The sequence below is a fragment of the Ensifer sp. ENS08 genome (assembly GCF_014852195.1).
GTDB lineage: Bacteria > Pseudomonadota > Alphaproteobacteria > Rhizobiales > Rhizobiaceae > Ensifer > Ensifer adhaerens.
This window is the reverse complement of record NZ_JACVBF010000017.1, coordinates 98096-120786: the sequence shown is the minus strand read 5'-3', so window position 1 is coordinate 120786 and position 22691 is coordinate 98096. Positions and strand designations below refer to the sequence as shown.

Sequence of the window (22691 nt, the reverse complement as noted above, 5' to 3'; positions counted from 1 at the left end):
CCGCCGGACTAATGGTGTTGTTCTCTAGGCAGGGTCGGCAGCCGGCGCGCCGTCCGCGAGTTCGGCCTCCTCCGGCTCTTTCGCCGGAACGCCGTTGAAGAGAATGTTGAGCAGTGCCGCCGCAAAGGTGCCGACGAGCACGCCGCTGTGCAGGAACTTCTCGATCGCCGCCGGCAACTGATCGAAGATGTTTTCGGCAACGACCGGCACCATGGCGAGGCCGACGCTGACGGCGACGATGTAGAGATTGCGGCGATTGGCCACGAAATCCACCTTCGACAGGATCTTCACCCCCGTCGCCGACACCATGCCGAACATCACGATTGCCGCACCGCCGACGACATAGCTCGGGATCGATGCGCTGACGAAGGCAACCTTCGGCAGCGAGCCGAGCAGGATCAGGATGGCGCCGCCCGCTGCCACCACGAAGCGGCTGAGCACGCCGGTGATCTGCAGCAGTCCGACGTTCTGCGCATAGGTCGTATAGGTGAAGGTGTTGAGCAGGCCGCCGATGATGTTACCGACACCGTCGGTTCTCAAACCCCGGGTCAGTTCTGCCTCGGTGATCTTGCGTCCGGCCATGTCGCCGACAGCCAGGAACTGGCCGGTCGATTCGATCATCATGACCGTCATGACCGCACAGAGCGACAGGATCGACCAGAACTCGAAGATCGGCCATCCGAAGGCGAGCGGGTGAATGATACGCACCCAGTCGGCCTCGGCAACGCCGTGGAAATCCACCTTGCCGGCAGCGATCGCGACCACGAAGCCGATCCCGATCCCGATCAGGACCGCAAGATTGGCCATGAAGCCCTTGAGAACGCGGGTGAGAAGCAGGATCGACATGAGCACGATGGCAGCCACGGCGAGCGCGAACGGCGCGCCGTAGGCCGGGTTCGGGATCATGCCGTCCGGACCCTTGATCATCGGCTGGCCGCCTGCCGCCCAGTTTACCCCGACGCGCATCAGCGAAAGGCCGATCACCAGCATCACCGTGCCGGTGACAACAGGCGGGAAGAACCGTACCCAGCGGCCGAAGAACGGCGCCACCAGGATCGTGAACACCCCGGAGCCAATGACCGCGCCGATGACGCCCGGCATGCCGAGATCGGGATTGGTGCCCGTCGCGATAATCGAGGGTACGGCGGTGAACGAAATCCCCATCATGATCGGCAGGCGAATGCCGATGTTCCAGATGCCGAGCGCCTGGATGAGGGTGACGATGCCACAACAGAAGAGATCCGCGCTGACGAGCATCGCAATCTGTTCCTTGGGCAATTGAAGTGCGCTGCCGACAATGAGCGGCACGGCGACCGCTCCGGCATACATGACGAGAACATGCTGTAGGCCAAGGGCCATCAAACTTGGGATCGGGTAGGTTTTTTCGACAGGATCAGTCGTATCGGATTTATGCATTCGCTTTCCTCCCAGCGAACAGCTTCCGGCGCGGTGGGAGGGCAACTTCGGCCTCATGATCTGGTCACCGCACGCCGTACAAAGCGGATCATGCGGCTGGCCAAATCAGCAAACAATCGGCACAATCATATTTATTCATATAGTAATTGAATGAATGGACCGGCATGGACATCACGCTGAAACAGCTTCGAGCCTTCGTCACCGTAGCCAATCTGGGGCAGTTCACCCTCGCCGCCGACAGGCTCGGCTCCTCGCAGTCGGCGGTGAGCACGCTGGTTCGGCAGCTGGAGCAGAATTTGAAGCTGCGTCTCTTCGACAGGCATACGCGTCTTCTACGGCTTACGCAGGCCGGCATGGACATCTTGCCGGTTGCCGCACGTGCCGTCGCCGACATCGATGGCATGGTGGAGAGCTCGCGCGAGTTGAATGCGCTGAGACGTGGTAAGGTTTCGATTGCAGCGGGCACCGTGCAGGCGGCTTTGATGCTGCCGCAGCTCGTCAACGCCTTCACCCGGCTCTACCCCGATATCACCGTCGCTCTTCATGACGTGGCGGAGATCGCCGTCCTGGAACAGGTGACCAACAGCTCGGTCGACCTCGGGATCGGAACCGTGCCGGAGGACGATACCGAATTGATGGGTACCCGGCTGACGACCGACGAATTCCTCATCGTCCTTCATCCGGACGACCCGCTGGTCAGGCTGCGTGAAATTCGTTGGACCGACCTGGTTGATCGCAAGCTGATCGGTCCGCACCGCGGCAATCCGATCAGGGACCGCCTCGAAAACGAGCTGGCACGCAACGGTATCGTGCTGCCCTTCGACAAGGCGATGCAGGAGGTGGCCTTGCCGCTGACGATTATCGGCATGGTCGAAGGCGGGCTCGGCGTCGCGATCATGACATCGGCGGTCACACGGCTTGCGACCTCCATGGGCCTCGTCGTGCGCACGCCGACCGAGCCGCACATCAAGCGCGAAGTCAGCCTGATCCAGAAACGCACGCGCTCCCTCTCTCCGGCCGCCCGGCGGTTTCGCGACTTCCTGCTGAAATCCGTGCACTGACGTTTCCATGGAAAGACGTCTTGTATTCAGACGCGACCTTGCGTTTGACCACGCGCATTTTCCGGCGTTATCTGGGCGCGCTGCTGGACCGCGGAACGGCGGGCAGGCAGGGCGCAGCCTTCGCTGCGCGCGGCGGGCTTTCGGCCGGCCGCCGCTCCCAGCTCAAGCCAAACCAGGAGCAACTCATGGCGCATTCCCTGAAAAGCAGCACCGAAGCGGCACGGTCGAACCGGCCCAACCTTTCCACAGATGCCATCCGCAGCACCAAGGAAGATCTGGCGGCCTGCTTCCGCATGGCGGCGCGCAACGGCTTCGAAGAGGGCATCTGCAACCATTTTTCGGCTGTCGTACCCGGCCATGACGATCTCTTCATCGTCAATCCCTACGGCTATGCCTTTCGCGAGCTGACGGCATCAAAGCTGCTGGTGTGCGATTTCAAGGGCACCGTCATCGACGGTGACGGTGAGCCGGAGGCAACCGCTTTTTACATCCATGCCGAAATCCACCGCCGGCTGCCGCGCGCAAAAGTCGCCTTCCACACGCACATGCCCTATGCGACCGCCTTATCCATGACCGAGGGCGCCCCCTTGATTTGGGCCGGCCAGACTGCGCTGAAATTCTACGGACGCACCGCTGTCGACGAAAACTACAACGGCCTTGCCCTCGACCATCGGGAAGGCGCTCGCATTGCTGCTGCAGCGGGCGACGCCGATATCGTCTTCCTGAAACACCACGGCGTGCTGGTCCTGGCGCCGACAATCGCCGATGCCTGGGACGATCTCTACTATCTGGAACGGGCGGCCGAAGTGCAGGTGCTTGCGATGTCCACCGGACGGGAAGTCCTGCCCGTCGCCCCACAGATCGCTGAGGCCGCTTACCGGCAGATGCGCGAGGGTGACCCGGAGTCGGCACGGGCCCATCTTGCCGCCATCCGCCGGCAACTCGACGCCGAGGAACCGCAATACAGGCACTGAATGCGAACCAGGGCCGATGCCAAAAGCGATCGCATCGGCCCGTTCCAGATTGCCGGTCAACCAGTTGATCAGGCGTCTCTTTCCATGACGTTGGCCATGCTCGAACGGTGCCTGGCGATCGGCAATTAATACGATCCATTTATCAAATAATTGAAATAATGAATTTGTTTGAATTAAAAGCGCGTGCTTAGTTTCCCGCCATAACAACAAGGTGGGGACGACATGGTACGTGAAAATCCAGCTGCGTTGCTCGCAAGACTGATCCCCGGTCAGTCCTTTGCCCTCACGGGCGGTACCGTCATAAACGATGACGGCTCGCAGTCGGCAAGCGACATTATCGTCGGCGCCGACGGGCGCATCACGGTCGTCGAGCCCTTTCTCGACACCGGTTCGTGCGGCGCCTGCATAGACATTTCCGGCATGCTCGTTTCGCCGGGCTTCGTCGACGCGCACCAGCATCTCGACAAGACGGGGGTGCTGCGGTTTACGCCAAATCCCTCCGGCACGCTCCAGGGCGCCCGCGAAGCCTTTGCGAAATACGCCCGCACCGCCGGCCCCGACGACATTCACAAGCGCGCGACGCGCACAATCGGGCGATGTCTTTCGCGCGGCACGACCGCGATCCGCAGCCACATCAACGTCGACAAGGATGCCGGTTTCCATGGCATCGAGACGCTGGCCGCCATTCGCGATGCCGAAAAGCACCGCATCACGCTTCAGCTCGTCGCCTTCATGACGCCGCATCCGGGCCAAGACTTCGAGTGGCTCGGCAACAACATCGACGGCGCCGTTGCGCTCGCCGATGCCGTCGGCGGAACGCCCGCCGTTTCCGAGGACCCGCCGCGCTACCTCGACATCCTGTTTTCGGCCGCTGTGAAATCCGGCAAGCCTATCGACCTGCACCTCGACGAACACCTCAATGCCGGCGTGCATCTCATCGACGCCGCACTCGAACGCGTCGAGCGCTTCGGCATGCAGGGGCGCACCGTCTTAAGCCACGTCTCGGTGTTGAGCGCCTTGCCGCGCCGGGAGTTCCAGCGGATAGCAGAGCGCCTGGACAAACTGAATGTCGGCGTGGTGACACTGCCGGCCGCAAATCTCTATCTACAGGGCCGCGACTACGAGATGCTGCCGCCACGCGGGTTGACGCGTGTCGCCGAACTCCATCGCGCCGGCATCACCATCGCCACCGCCTCGGACAATATCCAGGATCCGTTCGTTCCGACCGGCTCGGGCGACATGCTGGAAATCGCCCGCTGGACACTGCTTGCAGGCCATCTGCGCGGGGACGAGCTCTCAGCCGCGCACAGCATGATCACGACGGCCCCTGCCCGACTGATGGGGCTTGGCAAGGACTACGGTTTCAGACCCGGCGCGCGCGCCGACTTCGTCATTACCGACTGCATCGATACCGACACGCTGATTGCCGGCGGGCCGGATCGGGCTTTCGTCTTTTCGAACGGGCGCCTGGTCTCGCAGAGCACTACTGAAAACATCCGCCTGAAGGAGAACGCATAAAAGGGAACGGCTGCTCCGGGGGGATTGGGACTGCAATCTAATGGGAGGAATGAAATGATAACTGAAATTTCACGTCGTTTGCTGCTTGCGTCCACTCTCGGAATGGCCCTGACCGGAATACTCTGGCAGGACCTCGCGCACGCCGAAGACTTCAAGATGGGCCTTCTCGTGCCCGGCAGTGTTTCCGAAGAAGGATGGAACCGGATCGGCTACAACGCGCTCAAGGGCGTTGAGCAACAGCTTGGCGCCAAGATCAGCTATGTCGAGCTGCAGCAGAACCCGGCCTCCTTCGAAAAGGCGTTTCGAGATTATGCGAGCCAGGGCTACAAGGTCATCCTTGGCCACGGTTTTGAGTTCCAGGACGCCGCGCGCGATGTCGCGCTCGATTATCCGGACACCTATTTCCTGATCTCGTCGAGCGCGATCCACGAAGGCAACGTTATCGGGCTCAATACCGATACCAGCCAGCCCTTTTACCTGATGGGTGTGATCGCTGCGAAAATGGGCGGCAAGGCCGGCCTTGTCGGCGGCATGGAAATCCCGCCGATCCAGCAGGCATTCGCCGGCTTCAAGAACGGCGCAAAAAGCATCAATCCGGACTTCCCGATCAGCGAAGCCTATATCGGCAACTTCACCGATACGACCGCCGCCAAGGAAGCGGCGCTCAGCATGATCTCGCAAGGCGCTGACTTCGTCGTACCGAACGCTTCCGGCGCCACCGTCGGCGGCTACCAGGCGATTGCCGAATCCGGCCCGGACGTGCGCTCCTTCTCGATCTTCAGCGACTTTACCGAGGTTGCGCCTAACAACATTCTCGGGCTCTACGTCGCCGACTATGCTCAAGGCGTGGTCGAAGTGGTTCGCGCGATCAAGGAAGGCCACCCGCCCACGGAGAACGTGGTTTTCGGCCTGAAGGACCCGAAGGTCATCTCGTTTACCTTCCGCGACGACGGCCCGGTCTCCGTGCCGGAGGATATCCGCGCCGAGGTCAAGGCAATCAGCGCCAAGATCGCCGCCGGCGAGATCAAGACCGGCGCAGAATAGCTGCCTCCATGCTGCGGCGGGATATCCAGCCGCAGCCACTTCCCGCATCACACCAATGGACACACCCATGGCTGAGATAAACCAGGGAGTGCGTGAGACCGTGAATTCTCAAGCAGCCCAAGCTTTCTACAGGACACTCTCGCAGGCTGCGATCAGCGCCCTGACACCCATCGCGGCAGTTCTCGTCGCACTCGCCTTCGGCGCCCTGCTGCTCTGGCTCAACGGCTTCAACGGCAGCGACGTCGTCACCGTCATGGTCTTCGGCTCGTTCCAGGACATACGCTCGGTCGGAGAAATTCTCCTGAAGGCGACGCCGCTGATCCTGATCGGTGCAGGGCTGTGCGTCGCGTTTCGCTGCTCGATCTGGAACATCGGCGCCGAAGGCCAGCTCTATGTCGGAGCGATCGCCGCAACCCTTGTCGGCACCAGCATCGACGGCCTATCCGTCTGGGTGCATGCGCCGCTTGTGATGTTGGCGGGGGCGCTTGCGGGCGCCGCCTGGGCTGGCATAGCCGGCTATCTGAAGGTGCGCTTTCAGGCAAGCGAGATCGTCACCACGATCATGCTCAACTACATCGCCCTCATCCTCACGAGCTATCTCGTCACCGGTCCGATGCGCGATGCGAGTGCCGCCTATCCGCAATCGGCAAGGCTGGTGCGCGAAGCCTGGACGCCACGCCTGGTAACCGACCTTAGGCTTCACATCGGCATCCTCGTTGCGGTGGTTCTGGCGGTTGCGCTGTACATCTTCCTGCGAAGAAGCAGCCGCGGCTTTGCGCTGCGCGTCGTCGGTCTCAACCCGCATGCCGCCCGCTATGCCGGCATGAACGTCGCCAGGAACGTCATGATCGCGATGTGCATCAGCGGCGCGATGGCAGGCCTTGCCGGCGCCTTCGAGGTGGCGGGCGTCACACGTCGGCTCTACCAGAACATTTCGCCGGGTTATGGTTTCGAGGGCATCGCGGTGGCGCTCTTGGCCGGCAACAATCCGTTGGCGGCAATCCTGTCGGGCGGGCTTTTTGCGACGCTTCGCTCCGGCTCGGAAGTCCTCCAGATCACCTCACAGGTCCCGCAGGTCCTGGTGTTGGTCATTCAGGGCATCGTCATCCTCTCGGTCGTCGCCTTCGCAAAGCTGCGCGACATCCTCAGGACTGTGGCTTGAAAGCATGGAAACTCCCGCGTCGCCGTAGACCGCCCGCGGGAAAACAAAACTTTGGCGATATTCCTGGAGGGTCGAACCCATGGACGACATGATTTCTCTCACCTTTCTCGCAGCGCTCGTCGGCGCCGCCTGGAGGCTTGCCACCCCCCTGATCTTCGCCTCGATCGGCGAGGTCTTTTCCGAGCGCGCCGGCGTGCTCAACATCGGGCTCGAAGGCACGATGCTCGTCGGCGCCTTCTGCGGCTTCGCTTCGGCCGCAGCCACCGGCAACATTCCGCTCGGGCTATTGGCCGGCGTTGCCGGCGGCATGCTGTTCGGGCTCGTCTTCGCCGTCTTCACGATCACCATCAAGGCGGACCAGATCGTGGTGGGGGCGGCCCTCAACCTGCTCGGCATGGGTCTGACGGCCTTCCTCTTTCGCACCTATTACGTTTCGACCGGCAAGGGCATCGAGATCGCCCAGCCGGTCCACATACCCTGGCTGAGCGATCTGCCCTTTCTCGGAGAAGCGTTCTTCCGCCAGAACCTGATCGTCTATTCCACCGTGCTGGTCGCCATACTCGCCACCCTGGTGCTTTACCGCACCTCCTTCGGCCTGACGCTTCGCGCCGTCGGCGAGCACCCGAAGGCCGTCGACGTCGCCGGTCGCAGTGTCGTTGGCTACCGCTATGCCGCCGTCCTCGTCGGTACAGGCCTTGCAGGGCTCGGTGGCGCGTTCCTCACGCTTGGCCATTCCAACCAGTTCGTCGAAGGCATCACCTCCGGCCGCGGCTTCATCGCCCTTGCCGTCGTGGTCTTTGCCCGCTGGTCGCCGATCGGCGCCTTCTTCGTCTCGCTGCTCTTCGGCCTCTTTTACGCCCTGCAGCTCATGCTCCAGGCGCAAGCATCGATCGTCGTGCCCTACCAAGTGCTGCAGGCGCTTCCCTACATCATGACGATCGTCACGCTCGTCGCCTTCCGCGGCAAGGGTGCCGCACCCAGCAAGCTTGGCCAGCCCTACGAGATGAGGTGATCGACATGTCGGCAAAACCGTTCCTGCGCATCGACAATATCCGCAAACGTTTCGGCCCTATCATCGCCAGCGACGGCGTTTCGCTCGAAATCGAGGAAGGCGAGATCCATTCGCTGCTCGGCGAAAACGGCGCCGGCAAGAGCGTGCTGATGAGCATGATCTGCGGCATGGTCCGGCCGGATGAAGGCGAGATCGTCTACAAGGGACAATCGGTGCGCTTTACAAGCCCACGCGACGCGATCCGCCAGCGGATCGGCATGGTGCACCAGCACTTCATGCTGGTACCGAACCTGACCGTGGCAGAAAACTACATCCTCGGCCAGGGTTCGGCGCTCAGCGTCATATCCGATATCGACAAGGTCCACCGAAAGATCCGCGCGCTTTCCGAGCGCTACGCCCTCGACGTGCGTCCCGACGCAATCGTCGAAGACCTCTCGGTCGGCGAGCAGCAGCGGGTGGAAATCCTGAAGGTGCTATTCCACGGTATCGACCTGCTCATCCTTGACGAACCGACCGCCGTTCTCACCCCGCAAGAGACCGACCGCCTCCTTTCGCTGATGGGTGATCTGGTGAAGGATGGGAAGACCGTCGTCTTCATTTCGCACAAGCTGGACGAAGTGATGCGGGTCAGCAATCGCATCAGCGTCATGCGGGACGGGCGCGTCGTCAATACGGTCAGGGTCGGGGAGACAAATGCGCGTGAGCTTGCGCGCATGATGGTCGGTCGTGAGGTGCGCATGGAGCTCCCGCGCAGCCCCAAACCGCCAGGTCGCATCGTGCTTTCGGTGGAAAACCTCACCTGCCGCGCCGAGACCGGCCTTCCGGCCGTGCGCGGCGTGAGCCTCGATGTACGCGCCGGCGAAATCGTGGGCATCGCCGGCGTATCCGGCAACGGCCAGACGGAGCTTTCGCTCGCGCTCTCCGGTCTGCTGCCGGTCGATTCCGGGCGCGTCGTTCTCAACGGAAATGATATAACCGGGCTCGACCCGGCAGAAATCAATGCCAGGCGTTTTTCCCACATTCCGGAAGACCGCCACAAGCACGGCATCGTCTTGCCGCTGTCGCTCAGCGAAAACACCATTCTGCAGCGTTACGACCAAAAACCGTTCGCGACGGGGGGCATGCTCAACCGCAAGGTCATCGGCGAGCACACCCGCGACCTGATCAAGCGGTTTCGCGTGAAGAGCCGGGACGAGAACCAGCCGATCGCAGCACTTTCAGGCGGCAACCAGCAAAAGCTCGTCGTCGCGCGGGAGCTGGCGCGCGATCCCGATTTCATCCTCGTCAATCAGCTCGCGCGCGGCATCGATATCGGCGCGATGGAGTTCGTGATGGAGGAGATGCTGCGCCAGCGCGACAGCGGCCGCGCCATTCTGCTGATCTCCACGGAACTCGAGGAGCTGTTTGCAATCTGCGACCGCATCGTCGTCATGTTCCACGGCGAAATCCTTGGCGAACTGCCGCCCGACCGCGCCCGTCTCGACGAACTCGGCCTGCTCATGGCCGGCAACAAAGAGCAAGCCGCACTTGCGGGGTAGACAAGCCGAGGTCTGGCAGGCTTTGATGGGAGCGATGTAACGGGAGGCCGCGCGTATATGAACATAACCCTGCGGCAACTCAGGGCCTTCATTGCTGTGGCCGAGCTCGGCCAGTTCAACATCGCCGCACGCAACCTCCATCTCACCCAGTCCGCGGTCAGCATCCTCATCCGGGATCTGGAACGGGAGATCGGCGTGCGCCTGTTCGACCGGCACACGCGCATGGTCTCCCTCACCCTGGTCGGCCAGGAATTCCTGCCCCAGGCGCGCAAGATCATGAAGGACCTCGAGCTTGCCGTTGGCGACGTGCGCGACAACGCTTCGCTGAAGCGTGGGCAAGTGACGATCGCCGCGGCGATCGTGCTTGCCGCAACGGTCGTACCGCCGATCATCGCCAGATTCCTGAACAAGTATCCGGAGATCTCCGTCAACATTCGCGACATGCCGGAAGAGCAGATAACCCCGGCGCTCAAGCGCCACGAGGTCGATATCGCCGTCGGCACCCTTTCGGAGGAAGACCCCGAAATCGCCGCCACCCCGCTGCTGCGCGACAAACTGATGCTCGTCTGCCGCGAGGATCACCGGTTTGCCAAGCGTAAATCCGTGCGCTGGGCCGAGCTCAAGGACGAAACGCTAATCACGCTTGCCGCCTCCAACCCTTTGCGCAACATCGTCGAGCACAACCTCATTCGCGTCGTGCCGAACTACCGGCCAAAGTACGAGGTACGCTTTTCGACAACGGCGATCAGCATGATTGCCGCCGGAATGGGCGTTTCGGTGCTACCGGAAAACTCCGGACAGCTCGCCTCGGCCGTCGGTGTAACGACAGTCGATCTCATTGACCCCATCGTCATGCGTGACGTCTCTTTGCTTCAACGGCGCCACCACAGCCTTTCGCCTGCCGCCGAGCATCTGAAAGCGGCCTTCATCGCCAGCGTTGCGAAACAGGTCTGAGGCCTGGGAAACGGCCGGTCGTCTCGCTGCCCAGCGCCGTCCGGGCACTTTTCTCCTACGCGCAAAGGCTTGAACTCACACCAATTGCTGTGCGGGAAACCCCTTGGCAGCGCTCCGTTTCAGACATGCACGTTTGTTCGCTGAACGACGCAATGACGAAAACTGCGCGGGACATCTGTGGTTCCCGTTCGGGCGCGCGTTTTCCCTTATCGTTATATTTCTTGAAATATAACGATAATTGGGTTTACCTGTGATGAAAGGCCCGTTCGCGGATGTGCAATGCGGACGGCCGCGTCGCGAAGTGCCAGCAACTGCCCTAGCTCCGGAACGCCCATGCCCACGTTGCCCCGTCTCAAATCCCACGGTGTCCCCCTGCCTGCCGCAGCCTTGTCCTTCGCTGCATCCCCGGATGGCCACACACCCAAGATCAGTGCCCATCGCTTGCGGACCTGGGACATTGCCTCGACATTTCATTGCTCGATCATCGGCACCTGCCTGACGGCGGGAGAATTGCGCCAGGTCCTGATCAGGACCGGACAAGACGATGTGCGCACTGCGACGGACCATACCCTGCACGGTCGAGGCGTGTGGCTTGCTGGTCAACGGGATCAGGCGGCAAAGTTGCTCAACAAGGCGCTCGACAAGCGCCACGAGAGCAGCATCAAGCGCATTCCCCGGCAGGCCGATCAAGACGAACTCCGAAACATCTGGCGCAATTCCTTCGAGCGCGGCGACATCGCCGGCCCGTATTGGGCACTGATGAGCCATCCGGGAACATCGCCAGCACTAATGCGCGAAATCTTCGGAGAAGTGCATATGCTGTCGCACCTTGTCGGCAGCGCAAGTCGGCTCGACATCGCACGGCTGACAGAGCTGGAAAGGGAACTCGAACAGGAACGCGAACGAACCGCCCGGCAGGAGACGCGTCTGAAGGCGGCCGCCGATGAGCGGATGGCCCTGCAACAGCGCCTCCGGCAATTGGAGGAGAGAGCGATCCACGCCGAAGCAATCGCCGCGTCGGTCGCACCCTTGGCGCGCATTGCAAAAAGCACGAGGGGTCTATCCGCAAGCAACGAAGCGGACGTGACGCGCAACGAGGCCTTCGCCCAGCGCCTTGCCGCGTCTGAGGAGAAATCCGATGCCCTTCAGCGGGAACTGGAGCAGATGCAGGATCTGCGTTACGCGGTCCTACGCGAAAACGAAGCCCTCGAGACGGCAATCACAGCTCAGCTCAGAGACGACGGCAGCGCGCCGCCCGCACAGCTCAGCGGCCCCGTGCTCTATGTCGGCGGCCGACGCAATCTGTTTGATCATCTTCGAGCCTACGCAAGAGTGCGCAACATCGACCTCCTCCTCCACGACGGAGGCATGGAAGACAGCACGACGCTCTTGCCCGCCCTCGTCGGGCAGGCAGCGACGATCCTCTTTCCGGTCGATCACATCAGTCACACGGCGGTGGGCCTGGTCAAACGCCTTTGCCGCGAGCAGCAAAAACAATACCTGCCGCTTCGCTCTGCCGGACTTGCCAGTTTCCTCACGGCCATCAGCGGCGCCGGCGGCGCCTATGGACGTTTCTAGCTCCGGTGGTCTGCCGACGGCCGGTTAACGAGAGAGCGTCGTTCACCGGACGATAAGGAACAACCCGCTGACGATGGCAAAGCCCAGAACGGCGATCCGAAGACCGCGGCCGCCGATGCGGCCATGCACGTGCTTTGAGACCGCACTTCCGAGCAGAACCGCCGGCGTCAGGTAGAGGGCGACGAGCAGTTGCTCTGACCCAACGCGCCCGGATATGGCCAGCACGACGAGGGACATGACCTCGCCGACGAAGAAGCAAAGGGCCACCGTTGCCCTTAGCACCGGCGCCTTGGCATGCTGGTAGAGCAGCGCAAGCGGCGGGCCGCCGATACCCGTGGCAGTTTCGGTGACGCCCGTAAACAATCCGACCCCGAGCGCACTCGGCCTGTTCGGCGTGAACGGCGGGGCTATGAGCGCGGTGACGGCTGCGACCACCGTGAACACACCGACGGCAAGATCCAGTTGTTCGATCGAAAGCGCTGCCAGCAGCCAAAGGCCAGCAAACGTTCCCGCGAAGCGTCCGATCGTGATCCAGGTCGCGCCTGACCAGTCGACATGGGCACGCTCTCGCGCTGCCACATGTAGATTGAGCGGCAGCATCAGCAAAAGCAGGGTCACCGGCAGAAGATCGGGCTTCAGCATACCGACGATCGGCGCGACGATCAGGGCGAAGCCAATGCCGAGCGCCCCTTGAATGAAGGCCGAAACGAATGTCACGGCAGCCAGAACGGCAAGAAGACCAAAACTCATCGGTATTGTCCAAGGCGGCGATGTGCTTCGGAGAGCGGATGAATGCGCTGGATCGGCGCCTCGGCAATGGCGGTCGTCGTTTCGCCTCTCACCTCTTCGAGCAGTGCCCGGGCGTCCCAATCAATCGGCCAGCCTTGCCAAAGCCGAAGCTGGCCGCTGGTAAAGACCGCGTCGATCTGATCGCGATTGCCGTAGCGGACAAGCTCCCACGTCAGATCGTGCGAGGGCGTGAACTCGGGCCGATCGAGGTCGACGAGCAGGAAGTCGGCGGCAAGACCTTCGGTGATCGAGCCGGTCACATGAGACAGGCCTGCGGCGTCTGCGGCGCCGGATGTTGCCCGGTCGAGCCACAGCCAGCCACCGCCGCAGGAAGAATCCCCCGTTGCAAGACCAAACCCCGCGCGCTGGAGGCCCTCGGCCGCGTCCATCAGACGGAACGCGTCGGCGCGGGTTCCGTCCGTTCCGAGCCCGAACCGCATGCCGAGCGCTGCCATTTGCAGGGCTGGTGCGACGGCATTCCCCTTCCACAGGGTGGCGACGGGATTGTAAGCGACAGCCGTTCCTGTCTCGCGCAAAAGATTGAGTTCATGCGGCGTGACGAGCGTCGCGTGCGCGAGGAGGACCTGAGGGCCAAGAACGCCCAGATGCGCCAGGTGCTCGATCGGTCGCAATCCTTTCGCTGCCAACGAGCGTTCGACGGCAACAAGGTGTTCGTTGACATGGGTCTGGAACACCACCCCGGACGCGGCTGCCAATTCGGAAACCGCTTTGAGCATTCCGTCAGTTGCGGCCTCCGGGATCGAAATCGCCAGCGAGGGATGGATCAGCGGGTCCTGCCTGTAGGTGGAGACGTGCTCTTCCGCCTGGCGCAGGATGACGCCGGGTTCGGCGATCTGCGCACTTCCCGAAAGATCGTTGCAGATAAAGCCGACGACGCTGCGAAGCCCCACCTCCCCTGCAGCCCGCACCAGAGCGCCGACATGACCCTTTGAGCGGGTGCCGGCATCGACGGCGGTCGTGAACCCCCCACGCAGCGCTTCCAATGCGGCAAGCTTTGCCGAGAGATAGACCATGCGCTCGTTGAGACTGCCTTCCAGCGGCACCCAGATCCGCCGGAAGATTTCCGACGGTTCTCCAAAGACGAGGGCCTTGCCAAGCGACTGGGTCAGGTGCGTATGGGTATCGACGAAACCGGGCATCAGGAGATGGTTGGGCAGGTCGATCGGAACAATCTCGGGGAAGTCCCGGGCGATCGCTTCCACGGTATCGATCCGCTGAAAGACGCCATCGCGCACGACGATGGCTTTTCCGGTGCGCGGGCCATCCGGCAGAAGAACTTGTCCTGGGCGCAGCATGAGGTCGCCGGCGGTCGATAGTTGTTGGCGGATTGCGCTCACTCGCTTGCTCCTTGAGTGGTGGATTGCAGGGGCGCCGCCGCAATTTCGGATCGTCCGGCTTGGCCCCAATGTGAAAAGATGGCGTTGACGACGACGGCGGTGATCGTGCCTGCGGCAAGTCCGTTGCCGAGGATCATCTGCGTCCATTGCGGAAACTGGCTGTAGACACCGGGCACCAGGATCGGCAGCAGACCCATCGAGAGGGCGGCCGCGAGGGTGAACATGGGGCCATGTTCGCGCAGATCGACGCGACGCAGGAGGTCGATCCCGATGACGCCAATAATCGAAAAGACGATGACTGCCGTGCCGCCGACGACGGCCTCAGGCAAAGCCGTGGCCATCCGGCCAATCGGGGCGAAGAGCGCGATGAGAACGAGGATGGCGCCCGCCATCGCGGTCACATAGCGAGACTTGACGCCGGTCGCGCGCACGATACCGACGTTCTCGCCGCTGGTGATGATCAGCGATGTGCCGAACAGGCCACCGACGAGCGACATCAGTGCATCGCCGCGGATGGTCGAAGGCACGATCGCATGGGCATCTCCCCGGCGGCCGACGATTTCAGCCGTCGCGATCGTCTGACCGGTCGCCTCCGCCATGGAAATGATCGAGAACACGATCAGCGGGATGGCTGCGACGAGGTCGAACTTCGGCATGCCGAAGGGAAATAATTGCGGAACGGCGATGACCGGCCCGGTGAACACACCCGACAGATCCATGTGGCCGATGGCGAGCGCGACGAGCGCACCGCCGACCAGTCCGAGCATGACGGCGAGCCGCTGGAGCGTTCCAGAAAAGACCCGCGCGGCAGCGACTGTAAGGATGATGGTGATCAGTGCCAGTCCGACCTCGACGGGCGCTGCGAAGCCCTCGCTGCCAGGCTTTCCGGTGATGGTCACGCCATAGATGCGCACAAGATTGACGGAGACCAGCAACAGCATCGTTCCAACGACGATCGGCGGAAAGTAACGCAGCAGCCTGCGGAAGACCGGCAGCGCCAGAAAGTAAAAGAGAGCCGTTACGATGACGGCACCGACGGCTGTCTGGATGTCCGTCTGCTGGGCGATCGCCAGAAAGATGGCAATTGGCGCGCCTCCCGGCACCATCACGAAGGGCAGGCGTGCACCAAACCCCTTTGGCCCGAAACTCTGGAGCATCGAGCCAAGGCCACAGACGAAAAAGGTTGCGCTGATGAGCGAGACTGTCACCGCGTCCGAAAACCCAAGGGCCTTGCTGACAAGAAAGACGGCGGTGATGGGAGACGCGGCCATCACCAGCACGTGTTGCAGGCCAAACAGGAACAGGCTGCGAAGCGGCAGCCCCTCATCGACCGGTTCGACCACTCCATTCAATTCACTCTGCATGTTTTCCTCCTCCCGGCCTCCTCAAGCCGTTATGCAAATCGTTTTGCATGCGCATCCACTAACACACAATCGCGCCTTTGCAAATCGTTTTGCTTCGGTGCGATCGGCGTGATAGAAGACGTTCATCGGAGGGCTGATGGGAAAACCTACTATCGCCGACCTTGCCAAGGCGGCTGGAGTCTCGGTCACAACTGTTTCGCACGCGTTCAGCGGCCGACGTTACGTCGAGCCGGAAACGCGCAAGCGCATCGAAACGCTGGCGCAGGAAATGGGCTATCGTCCCAATCACCGTGCGCAGCGTTTGCGCACCGGCAGAGCCGGATCTATCGCATTGGTTTCATCGATGCCCTTTGCGGTGGCGGCCGGACCGTCGAGGCTGGGCTTCCTCATGGAAATTGCTGCTGCCGCCGCCGTGACGGCTTTTGCCAGGGGTATTTCCCTTTGCCTCGTTCCTCCACTCGGGCCCCGCGACCGCCTCGACGCGCTTGAGGTGGACGGCGCCATCGTCGTGGAGCCGGAACGAGACGACCCGGTGCTGGATTTCTTTTCGTCCCGCGGGACCGAGGTCGTGTGCATCGGGCGTGCGCCCGGCCGAGACGATCTTCCGTTCGTGGATTTGCAGAGCGCCGCAACGGCGCATCTGCTGCTCGATCACCTGCTTGCGGGCGACGGTCAGGTCGGCTTGATAACGGGTGAACAAAGGCGCAATTCCTATATCGAGATGGAGGCTGTGTATGCGCAGCGCATGGCCGGAAGCGGCTCTACGCCACTCGCCATCCGCATCGACGAACAGGGGGGCGAAGAAGCGGCAGCAATCGCTGCTGAAAGCTTGCTGCGCGCCAATCCCTCCATCTCGGCCCTTTGCGTGCCGGTCGACGCCTTTGCGACAGGCGTTTTCAACGCGGCCCGCGCCACCGGTCGCCAGATCCCGCACGACCTTCGGATCGCGACCCGCTATGACGGCATGCGCGCCAAACTCGCCACCCCTCCGCTGACCGCAGTTGATCTGCACCTTGGTGAGGTGGCAGGAGCCGCAGTCAACCTGCTCTTGGCGCGATTGGAGCAGGTGAACGTCGAACCAAGTGATCTCCCGCCACCAGGTCTGATCCTGCGCCCCTCTTCGATGATTTCGTGTGATACCATCTGAGGAACGCTCAAGCCGAGAGCGCGATGGCCGGACAGCCGCGCGGCCGCGTTTAACGTCGTGACTGTCGCGCCGTCGCCATTGCCGCCTTTATCCAGGGTCTAAACGGCCCGTGGTATGAAGGAAGAAGGTCCGGCTCAGCAAATTAAGTTTTGCCAACATGCGCGATTGCCGCTAAGGCAGGCGCTGGATATGGTGCTCCGGCAAAACGCAGAGCACTCAGCTGACGAGGATGACTATGGCAACCGGTACCGTAAAGTTTTTCAACCAGGACAAGGGTTTTGGCTTCATCACGCCTGACAATGGCGGACCGGACGTTTTTGTCCACGTGTCGGCGCTTGAGGGCGCAACGTCACTGCGCGACGGTCAAAAGGTCAGCTATGAACTTGGCCAGGACCGCAAGACCGGAAAATCGAAGGCCGAAAACGTCAGGTCAGCCTGAACTTCGGATACCAAGCTTCGGGAATTCGCTCGATTGCATTCCCTCACTTTCCCGGCCGCGCCAGCGGCCGGGAAATATTATGATGTCGTCTCGCGAGGCCGTCGGGTCCTCCTTTTTTGCAGGCGATCCCAACGCACAAACGGAAACTGAGCGCATAATTCTGGTCCGGCTAACTTCTCTGAAGCTTCCGGCTCACCCTCGACACGCACGCCACGCGCTCTGGCAACGTTCACACCACCGGATATGGCCGGTTTCCGGGTCTCCCCGTCGTCGCCTTGCTGGCGATCGTCGGCCAGTCATACCAGTCCGTTGGCTTTTGCGATCGAAAGCCGCCGGGAGAAACGCCTGCAACACAGATTTCTCGCCCACCCGCTCCTTGTTCAAACAGCATTCGGCAGAAATCGCAGTTTCCCTTGCAATACTTGCCTTGCCGAGGGGTGCCAAGTGTTGTGCCTGGGAAGCCCAGAGTACATACGCAGCCTCCCGTCCCCGCAAACCAGAGGCAGCCAGAAAGTTACCGGCAGATTTCGAGCCGACGAACAGGGTGCTGCGCTCACCGTAGCTGGTAAGCGGTTTGCCGGCGACCTGCGCGCCGATTGGCCGATTGACGCCAAGGGGACCCTGGCGCTTCCTTTGTGACGCCATGAGAAACGCCATGTCATCTCCGTTTAGAGCGGCGCGCCCCACATATTGTACCCGGACGTACGCTGTCCCGCGGCGCGTCATATCCAGCATCTCTGCTGCCTTGCTGGAAATATCGATCAAACGTCCTTTGTGGAAAGGGCCACGATCATTGACGCGCACAACGACCGACGAGCCGTTTGTGAGATTTGTCACCCGCACGTAGCTGGGCAAGGGAAGTGTCGGATGCGCGGCGGAGAGGCGGCCCGGATCGTAAGTCTCGCCATTTGCGGTCCGCCGCCCTTGAACCCCCCGAGCGTACCAGGAGGCAATGCCGCTTCGATCGTAGCCCGGTTCCTCCTTCGGATAGTAACGCTTGCCTTTGACCACGTAAGGCTTGCCGACAGTATAATGGCCGGCACGCTGCGAGGTTCTTTTGCCGGAAGCATCTGGCATTTTGACATAGACACGGTGCAGCGTGGCGGGAGAATGCGCCTTCAGGCTGGTCATGTCGGGCGTAAATGTCGTGGTGCAGGCTCCACCGAACGCACAGAACATCGTAATTGCCAACCAGCGCATGACTTTAACGGTCGCTGCTATTCCATCTCCCATCCCGTTCACCATCGACTGCAACTCGACACACGCGATCGCAATGCGCAGTGGAGACGCGAGACAGGCGACGCAGCAGTGAGGGGCTGGTCGACACCAGGCGCAATCTGGGGCGTGCCGTTGGTCCGCTCCATCTATGATACCTCGGTAAAATGAGGCTACGAGCGAATGGTTCCGCCCTCCCGACCCAGGGCATATCTGCCCGACCGTTGCGATCAGAGGCGGAAATAAAAAGTCGAGTTCGTCGACTGTGTCGCACCGATGAAAGAGCACCGTCTATTTGGGTGTCAGCCGGCGGAAGCGAAACGATGGCTGAAACGCATCGAAGGCGAACTTACCCTCGCAGACGAACAAAGCCGGCGCTTCGCCCCGGCCGCCGATTTGTGCCGTACCCTGCTTACGAACCGCAGACCGGGAGGTCAGGCGAAACTTCTAGCCTTGAAAATGGGAAGGAAGTTTTCGCCCGGCGCCTCCGCCGGTCTTTCCCCGGCTCTTTGGCGATCTCCGCTCAAAAGTCGCCAGTGGCTCTTCTTCTCTGTCTTCGAAGCCCAAGGTCGTTACCGCCGGCAGGTCGCACCGAAACCTGTCTGCTCTCTTGAGGAATACGCCATATGTCTGATCGCTGGCCGTTTCCAAAGGCTGCGCGAACCGCGGTTTCTGTTACGCCGCCTTATCCGACGACAGGGCGACCACGGTGGCCGGAAACCTCAGCACCCGCGTCGGACGACAGTGCGAGAAAGCGAAGCGCCGACACGAAGCCTATGGCGGCGATAAAGAGGAAGGCGGCGCGAATATCCGGAAGCATATTATAATCGCCTCCTCCCCCGCCCAGATAGGATGCGAAGCGAATGACGGCTGCGGCAACGGCGATGCCAAGCAGTTGGGAGAGTTGCTGCAGCATCGCCGAAATCGTCGTCGCCGCGCTTCGCTGAGCAGGCGGTACATCCGCGAAGGCGATCGTCGTCAGCGCCGTAAACTGCATCGAGCGGGAAAGGCCGCAGGCAATCAGCAGCACCCACATGACAATGCGCGGCGTTTCTCCGTCGACGAATGCGAAGGCACCGATCGTCGTGGCGGCGATCATGCCATTTACGACAAGAAGGCTGCGGAAGCCGAAAAGACGCAGAGCCGGTGTGGTGACGCTCTTCATCAAAAGGTTGCCGAGAAAGTAGACGAAGACCAGCGAGCCCGTCTCCACCGCATTGAAACCCAAACCAACCTGGAAGAGCAGCGGCAGCAGAAATGGCGTCGCGTTGACGGCAAGCCGCCCGGCGGTGCCCGCCGAAAGCGTTGCGAAGGCGAAAGTCGGGATCTTCAGCACTGTCATGTCGAGCAGGGGATGCGCAGCGCGCCGCAGATGGCGGACTGCAAAAAAGCCGGCGAAAAGACCGGCGACCAGAAGGCCAAGTGAAGCGGTCCCACCCGAGGATGAACTGGAAAGCTCCAAACCGCCAAGGGTGAGTGCGAGCGCGCCTCCAGTCAGCAAGACGCCGGTCACATCAAAGGGTCGCGCTCCCTCCGCAGGCACGCGCGGCACGAAAAAGGCAACGAGCACGACACCGAATATGCCGAGAGGCAGATTGATGAAGAAGTTCCACTCCCAGCCGGCGTGGGTTGTAATCCAGGCACCGATCAGAGGGCCGATAACGGGGGCAATCAGAGCCGGCCAGGTGATGGTGGCGATCGCCCGCACCAATTCCGCCTTCGGTGCATCGCGCAGTACGAGCTGACGCCCAACTGGCGTCATCAGCGCTGCGGACGCACCTTGGAAGAGCCGAGCCACGGTGAATTGACCAAGCGACGCCGAGAAGCCGCAAGCAACGGAGGCGAGCGTGAACAGCGCGATAGCGGCAAGAAAGACCTCTCGCGCGCCAAAACGCTCGGCGAGCCATCCGGCCGGCGGAATAAACACGGCCATCGCAAGAAGATAGGCGGTGAAGCCAATGTTGAGCGTCACCACATCCGTCGCGAAGGCCTTGGACATGGCCGGCAGCGAGGTTGCGATGATCGTGCTGTCGAGCATCTGCATGAAAAAGGCCACCGCCACGACGGCCGGGACGATGCGGGTGCGGTGAAACGGAAGTGGAGAAGAGGAAATGGAGGACATCATTCAAGAAGAAGAGAGGGCGGAGACGCAGGTGCGCCGCCGCCCGAACCTACAGGATCAGTTGCTGGCAGCAACTCTTTTTAGAGCTGCGTCGTAGAAGGAGCGGTCAATCCAGCTCTCATAGTTGACTTTGCCCTTCAGCAGCCCGGCTTCGGCCATGAAGGCCTCCTCCCCCTGAAGCGCTTTCACTGCCGCATCCGTGATTTCCGGGTCCTGGAAGAACTTTCCATCCGGGTAGGTGGCGCGGACTGCCTTGTCACTGCTGCCTGTCTCCTTGACAAAGATCGTAGTCGTCTCCTCCGGGTTGGCGTCGGCCCAGCGGGCAGTCGCGATATCGACAGCCAGCAGACGTGTCACGATTTCAGGATACTTGCGGGCGAATTCACCGTTGACGCTGAGGAGATGTGGAACCGCCCAATCGGGGCTGCCCGACACGCCGGCGTCGAAGATCACCCGCGCTCCGCCCTTTTCAACAAGCGTCTGCACCGGGCCGGTGCTTTCCACGATGGCATCGACGTCACCACGGGCCAGCGCCGGGCCGGAACTTTCGATACCGAGGTTCAGGCTTTCCACATCCGCGAGGGAAAGACCTGCGGCTTTCAGTGCCTTGGCGAAGGTCGAGTGACGCACCGTGCCTGAGAGATAGGCGACCTTCTTGCCCTTCAGGTCCTCAATCTTCTGGATCGCAGACTCCGGCTTGACGACGATCTGCGTCTCGTTCGAACGGTTCCAGCTCGAAAGGCCGATGAGCTTCACGTCGGCCCCGGTCGCCGCCAGACGAAGCGACGGGTTGTTGCCGATATAGGTGAAGTCGATCGCTCCCGAACCGAGCGCAACCGTGGCAGCGGAACCGCCATCGAATGTCGTCAGCTCGATCTTGATGCCGTCCTTGGCGAACTCGTCTTCCAGCAGTTTCTTGTTGCGATAAAGGATGAATTTCAGGTGGCCCGGCGCGGTCGAGCCAATGCGGATGACCTCAGGCTTCGCGTCGTCGGCAAAGGCCGGCGCGGCACCCGCCACCGGCAGGAACGATAGCGCCAAGGTGAGCTTCAACAATGTGCGGCGGAGTGAATTCGATGTCATGGATGGATCCTTTCGAAATCGCGTGTTCGTTGGAAGAGAGGCTGGGGCTCAGTTCGGGCCGCTTTCGCCGTCGCCGCGCCAGCGGGTGGCGCGTCGTTCCCCAGCGACGAGCAAGTAGTTCAGGAGGAGGCCGATGATCGTCAGCGTCAGGATGCCGGCATACATCCGGTCTGTTTCCAGCATCAGCGACGAATTCTGGATGAGGTAGCCGATGCCGGATTGGGCCGCGAGCATCTCCGCGGCGATGACCGAAAAGAGCGAGGTCTTCACACCAAGCCGAGCGCCCGCGACAATCGAGGGAACGGCCGAGGGCAGAATGACCTTCTTGAAGAGATCCCAGTCGGACGTTCCCATGGAACGCGCTGCCTTCACCAGCAGTGGATCGACCGACTTTACGCCGACGATGGTGTTGATCAGCAGGAAGAAGACGGCCGCGTAGAATGTGATGGCGATCTTTGACGCCTCGCCGATGCCGAGCAAAAGGATGAAGACCGGCAGCAGCGCGAACTGCGAGGTATTGCGCAGGGTCTGGACGAGAAAGTCCGAGGCCTTTTCGAAGAGCGGATAGCGCCCCATCAAAAGACCAAGCGGTACGGCGACAACAACGGCAAGCGAAAAGCCGATCGCGGCGCGCTGCAGGCTGATGCCGATGTGGTCGGCAAGCTGACCCGAGGCGATCATCTCCCACAGGACCGAGAGCACCTGGCTGAGTGGCGGGAAGAACAGCGCGTTGATCCAGCCGGCGCGTGGCGCGATCTCCCAGAGAAGAGCGAAAGCGACGAGCGCCGGCAGGCCCAGCGTAATGGTTGAGAAGGCTTCACCGAGAACCGTCGGCGGTTTCTCCGCGGCACGCTTTCGGCGCGATGATAATGTCCGGCGGAGCGGCAGGTTGCGGTCGGCGATCAGACTCATCGGAT

Annotated in this window: 19 protein-coding genes; 11 read left to right on the top strand and 8 right to left on the bottom strand. The window is 61.8% G+C overall.

Annotated elements, in window-relative coordinates:
* Positions 1 to 24: 24 nt before the first annotated feature.
* Positions 25 to 1416, bottom strand: coding sequence for a nucleobase:cation symporter-2 family protein (locus tag IB272_RS27760; RefSeq protein ID WP_060521231.1), 1392 nt, complete (start codon positions 1414 to 1416; stop codon positions 25 to 27).
* 164 nt (positions 1417 to 1580) lie between these two features.
* Between IB272_RS27760 and IB272_RS27755 the strand changes: the two genes are divergently transcribed.
* From IB272_RS27755 to IB272_RS27715, 9 genes are all read left to right on the top strand, one after another.
* The gene (locus IB272_RS27755) at positions 1581 to 2477 is read left to right on the top strand and encodes a LysR family transcriptional regulator (RefSeq protein ID WP_034791737.1); all 897 of its coding nucleotides are present in this window, start codon (positions 1581 to 1583) and stop codon (positions 2475 to 2477) included.
* A 185-nt stretch (positions 2478 to 2662) separates the two neighbouring features.
* Positions 2663 to 3451 (top strand): aldolase, encoded by a 789-nt coding sequence (locus IB272_RS27750; RefSeq protein ID WP_034791888.1) that lies wholly within the window; start codon positions 2663 to 2665, stop codon positions 3449 to 3451.
* A gap of 222 nt (positions 3452 to 3673) precedes the next feature.
* A complete protein-coding gene (locus IB272_RS27745; RefSeq protein WP_192357353.1) occupies positions 3674 to 4969 on the top strand; it encodes an amidohydrolase family protein in 1296 nt (431 codons plus the stop codon).
* A 54-nt stretch (positions 4970 to 5023) separates the two neighbouring features.
* The gene (locus IB272_RS27740; RefSeq protein ID WP_162250988.1) at positions 5024 to 6013 is read left to right on the top strand and encodes a BMP family protein; all 990 of its coding nucleotides are present in this window, start codon (positions 5024 to 5026) and stop codon (positions 6011 to 6013) included.
* 67 nt (positions 6014 to 6080) lie between these two features.
* Positions 6081 to 7175, top strand: coding sequence for an ABC transporter permease (locus IB272_RS27735; protein ID WP_051659225.1), 1095 nt, complete (start codon positions 6081 to 6083; stop codon positions 7173 to 7175).
* Between the two features lie 79 nt (positions 7176 to 7254).
* A complete protein-coding gene (locus tag IB272_RS27730) occupies positions 7255 to 8187 on the top strand; it encodes an ABC transporter permease (protein ID WP_192445492.1) in 933 nt (310 codons plus the stop codon).
* Positions 8188 to 8192: 5 nt separating this feature from the next.
* Positions 8193 to 9725: an ABC transporter ATP-binding protein gene (locus IB272_RS27725; RefSeq protein ID WP_110819060.1), complete on the top strand. Its 1533-nt coding sequence runs from the start codon at positions 8193 to 8195 to the stop codon at positions 9723 to 9725.
* Positions 9726 to 9782: 57 nt separating this feature from the next.
* On the top strand, positions 9783 to 10679 hold the full coding sequence (locus tag IB272_RS27720; RefSeq protein ID WP_034791732.1) for a LysR family transcriptional regulator: 897 nt from the start codon (positions 9783 to 9785) through the stop codon (positions 10677 to 10679).
* A 333-nt stretch (positions 10680 to 11012) separates the two neighbouring features.
* Complete coding sequence (locus IB272_RS27715; RefSeq protein WP_192445491.1) at positions 11013 to 12257, top strand: DUF2325 domain-containing protein; 1245 nt, start codon at positions 11013 to 11015, stop codon at positions 12255 to 12257.
* A 42-nt stretch (positions 12258 to 12299) separates the two neighbouring features.
* On the opposite strand, the gene IB272_RS27710 is transcribed toward IB272_RS27715, so the two are convergent.
* The 3 genes from IB272_RS27710 to IB272_RS27700 are packed head-to-tail and all read right to left on the bottom strand — an operon-like array spanning position 12300 to position 15768.
* Entirely contained in the window at positions 12300 to 13007 is a 708-nt protein-coding gene (locus IB272_RS27710; protein WP_060521236.1) for a sulfite exporter TauE/SafE family protein, read from the bottom strand.
* A complete protein-coding gene (locus tag IB272_RS27705; protein ID WP_162728687.1) occupies positions 13004 to 14404 on the bottom strand; it encodes an amidohydrolase in 1401 nt (466 codons plus the stop codon). The genes IB272_RS27710 and IB272_RS27705 overlap by 4 nt, the downstream gene beginning before the upstream one ends.
* Complete coding sequence (locus tag IB272_RS27700) at positions 14401 to 15768, bottom strand: uracil-xanthine permease family protein (RefSeq protein ID WP_060582839.1); 1368 nt, start codon at positions 15766 to 15768, stop codon at positions 14401 to 14403. Before IB272_RS27700 ends, IB272_RS27705 begins: the two co-directional genes overlap by 4 nt.
* Before the next feature lie 136 nt (positions 15769 to 15904).
* Between IB272_RS27700 and IB272_RS27695 the strand changes: the two genes are divergently transcribed.
* Both IB272_RS27695 and IB272_RS27690 read left to right on the top strand, forming a co-directional pair.
* On the top strand, positions 15905 to 16915 hold the full coding sequence (locus tag IB272_RS27695) for a substrate-binding domain-containing protein (protein ID WP_192445490.1): 1011 nt from the start codon (positions 15905 to 15907) through the stop codon (positions 16913 to 16915).
* A 235-nt stretch (positions 16916 to 17150) separates the two neighbouring features.
* Entirely contained in the window at positions 17151 to 17354 is a 204-nt protein-coding gene (locus IB272_RS27690) for a cold-shock protein (RefSeq protein ID WP_034791723.1), read from the top strand.
* Between the two features lie 192 nt (positions 17355 to 17546).
* On the opposite strand, the gene IB272_RS27685 is transcribed toward IB272_RS27690, so the two are convergent.
* The 4 genes from IB272_RS27685 to IB272_RS27670 all read right to left on the bottom strand — a co-directional run bounded on the left by IB272_RS27685 (position 17547) and on the right by IB272_RS27670 (position 22686).
* Positions 17547 to 18599: a septal ring lytic transglycosylase RlpA family protein gene (locus tag IB272_RS27685; RefSeq protein ID WP_246810446.1), complete on the bottom strand. Its 1053-nt coding sequence runs from the start codon at positions 18597 to 18599 to the stop codon at positions 17547 to 17549.
* Between the two features lie 655 nt (positions 18600 to 19254).
* Positions 19255 to 20694 (bottom strand): MFS transporter, encoded by a 1440-nt coding sequence (locus IB272_RS27680; RefSeq protein ID WP_112975031.1) that lies wholly within the window; start codon positions 20692 to 20694, stop codon positions 19255 to 19257.
* Positions 20695 to 20748: 54 nt separating this feature from the next.
* On the bottom strand, positions 20749 to 21774 hold the full coding sequence (locus tag IB272_RS27675) for an aliphatic sulfonate ABC transporter substrate-binding protein (RefSeq protein WP_192445489.1): 1026 nt from the start codon (positions 21772 to 21774) through the stop codon (positions 20749 to 20751).
* A gap of 48 nt (positions 21775 to 21822) precedes the next feature.
* Entirely contained in the window at positions 21823 to 22686 is an 864-nt protein-coding gene (locus IB272_RS27670) for an ABC transporter permease (protein ID WP_060521242.1), read from the bottom strand.
* Positions 22687 to 22691 lie beyond the last annotated feature (5 nt).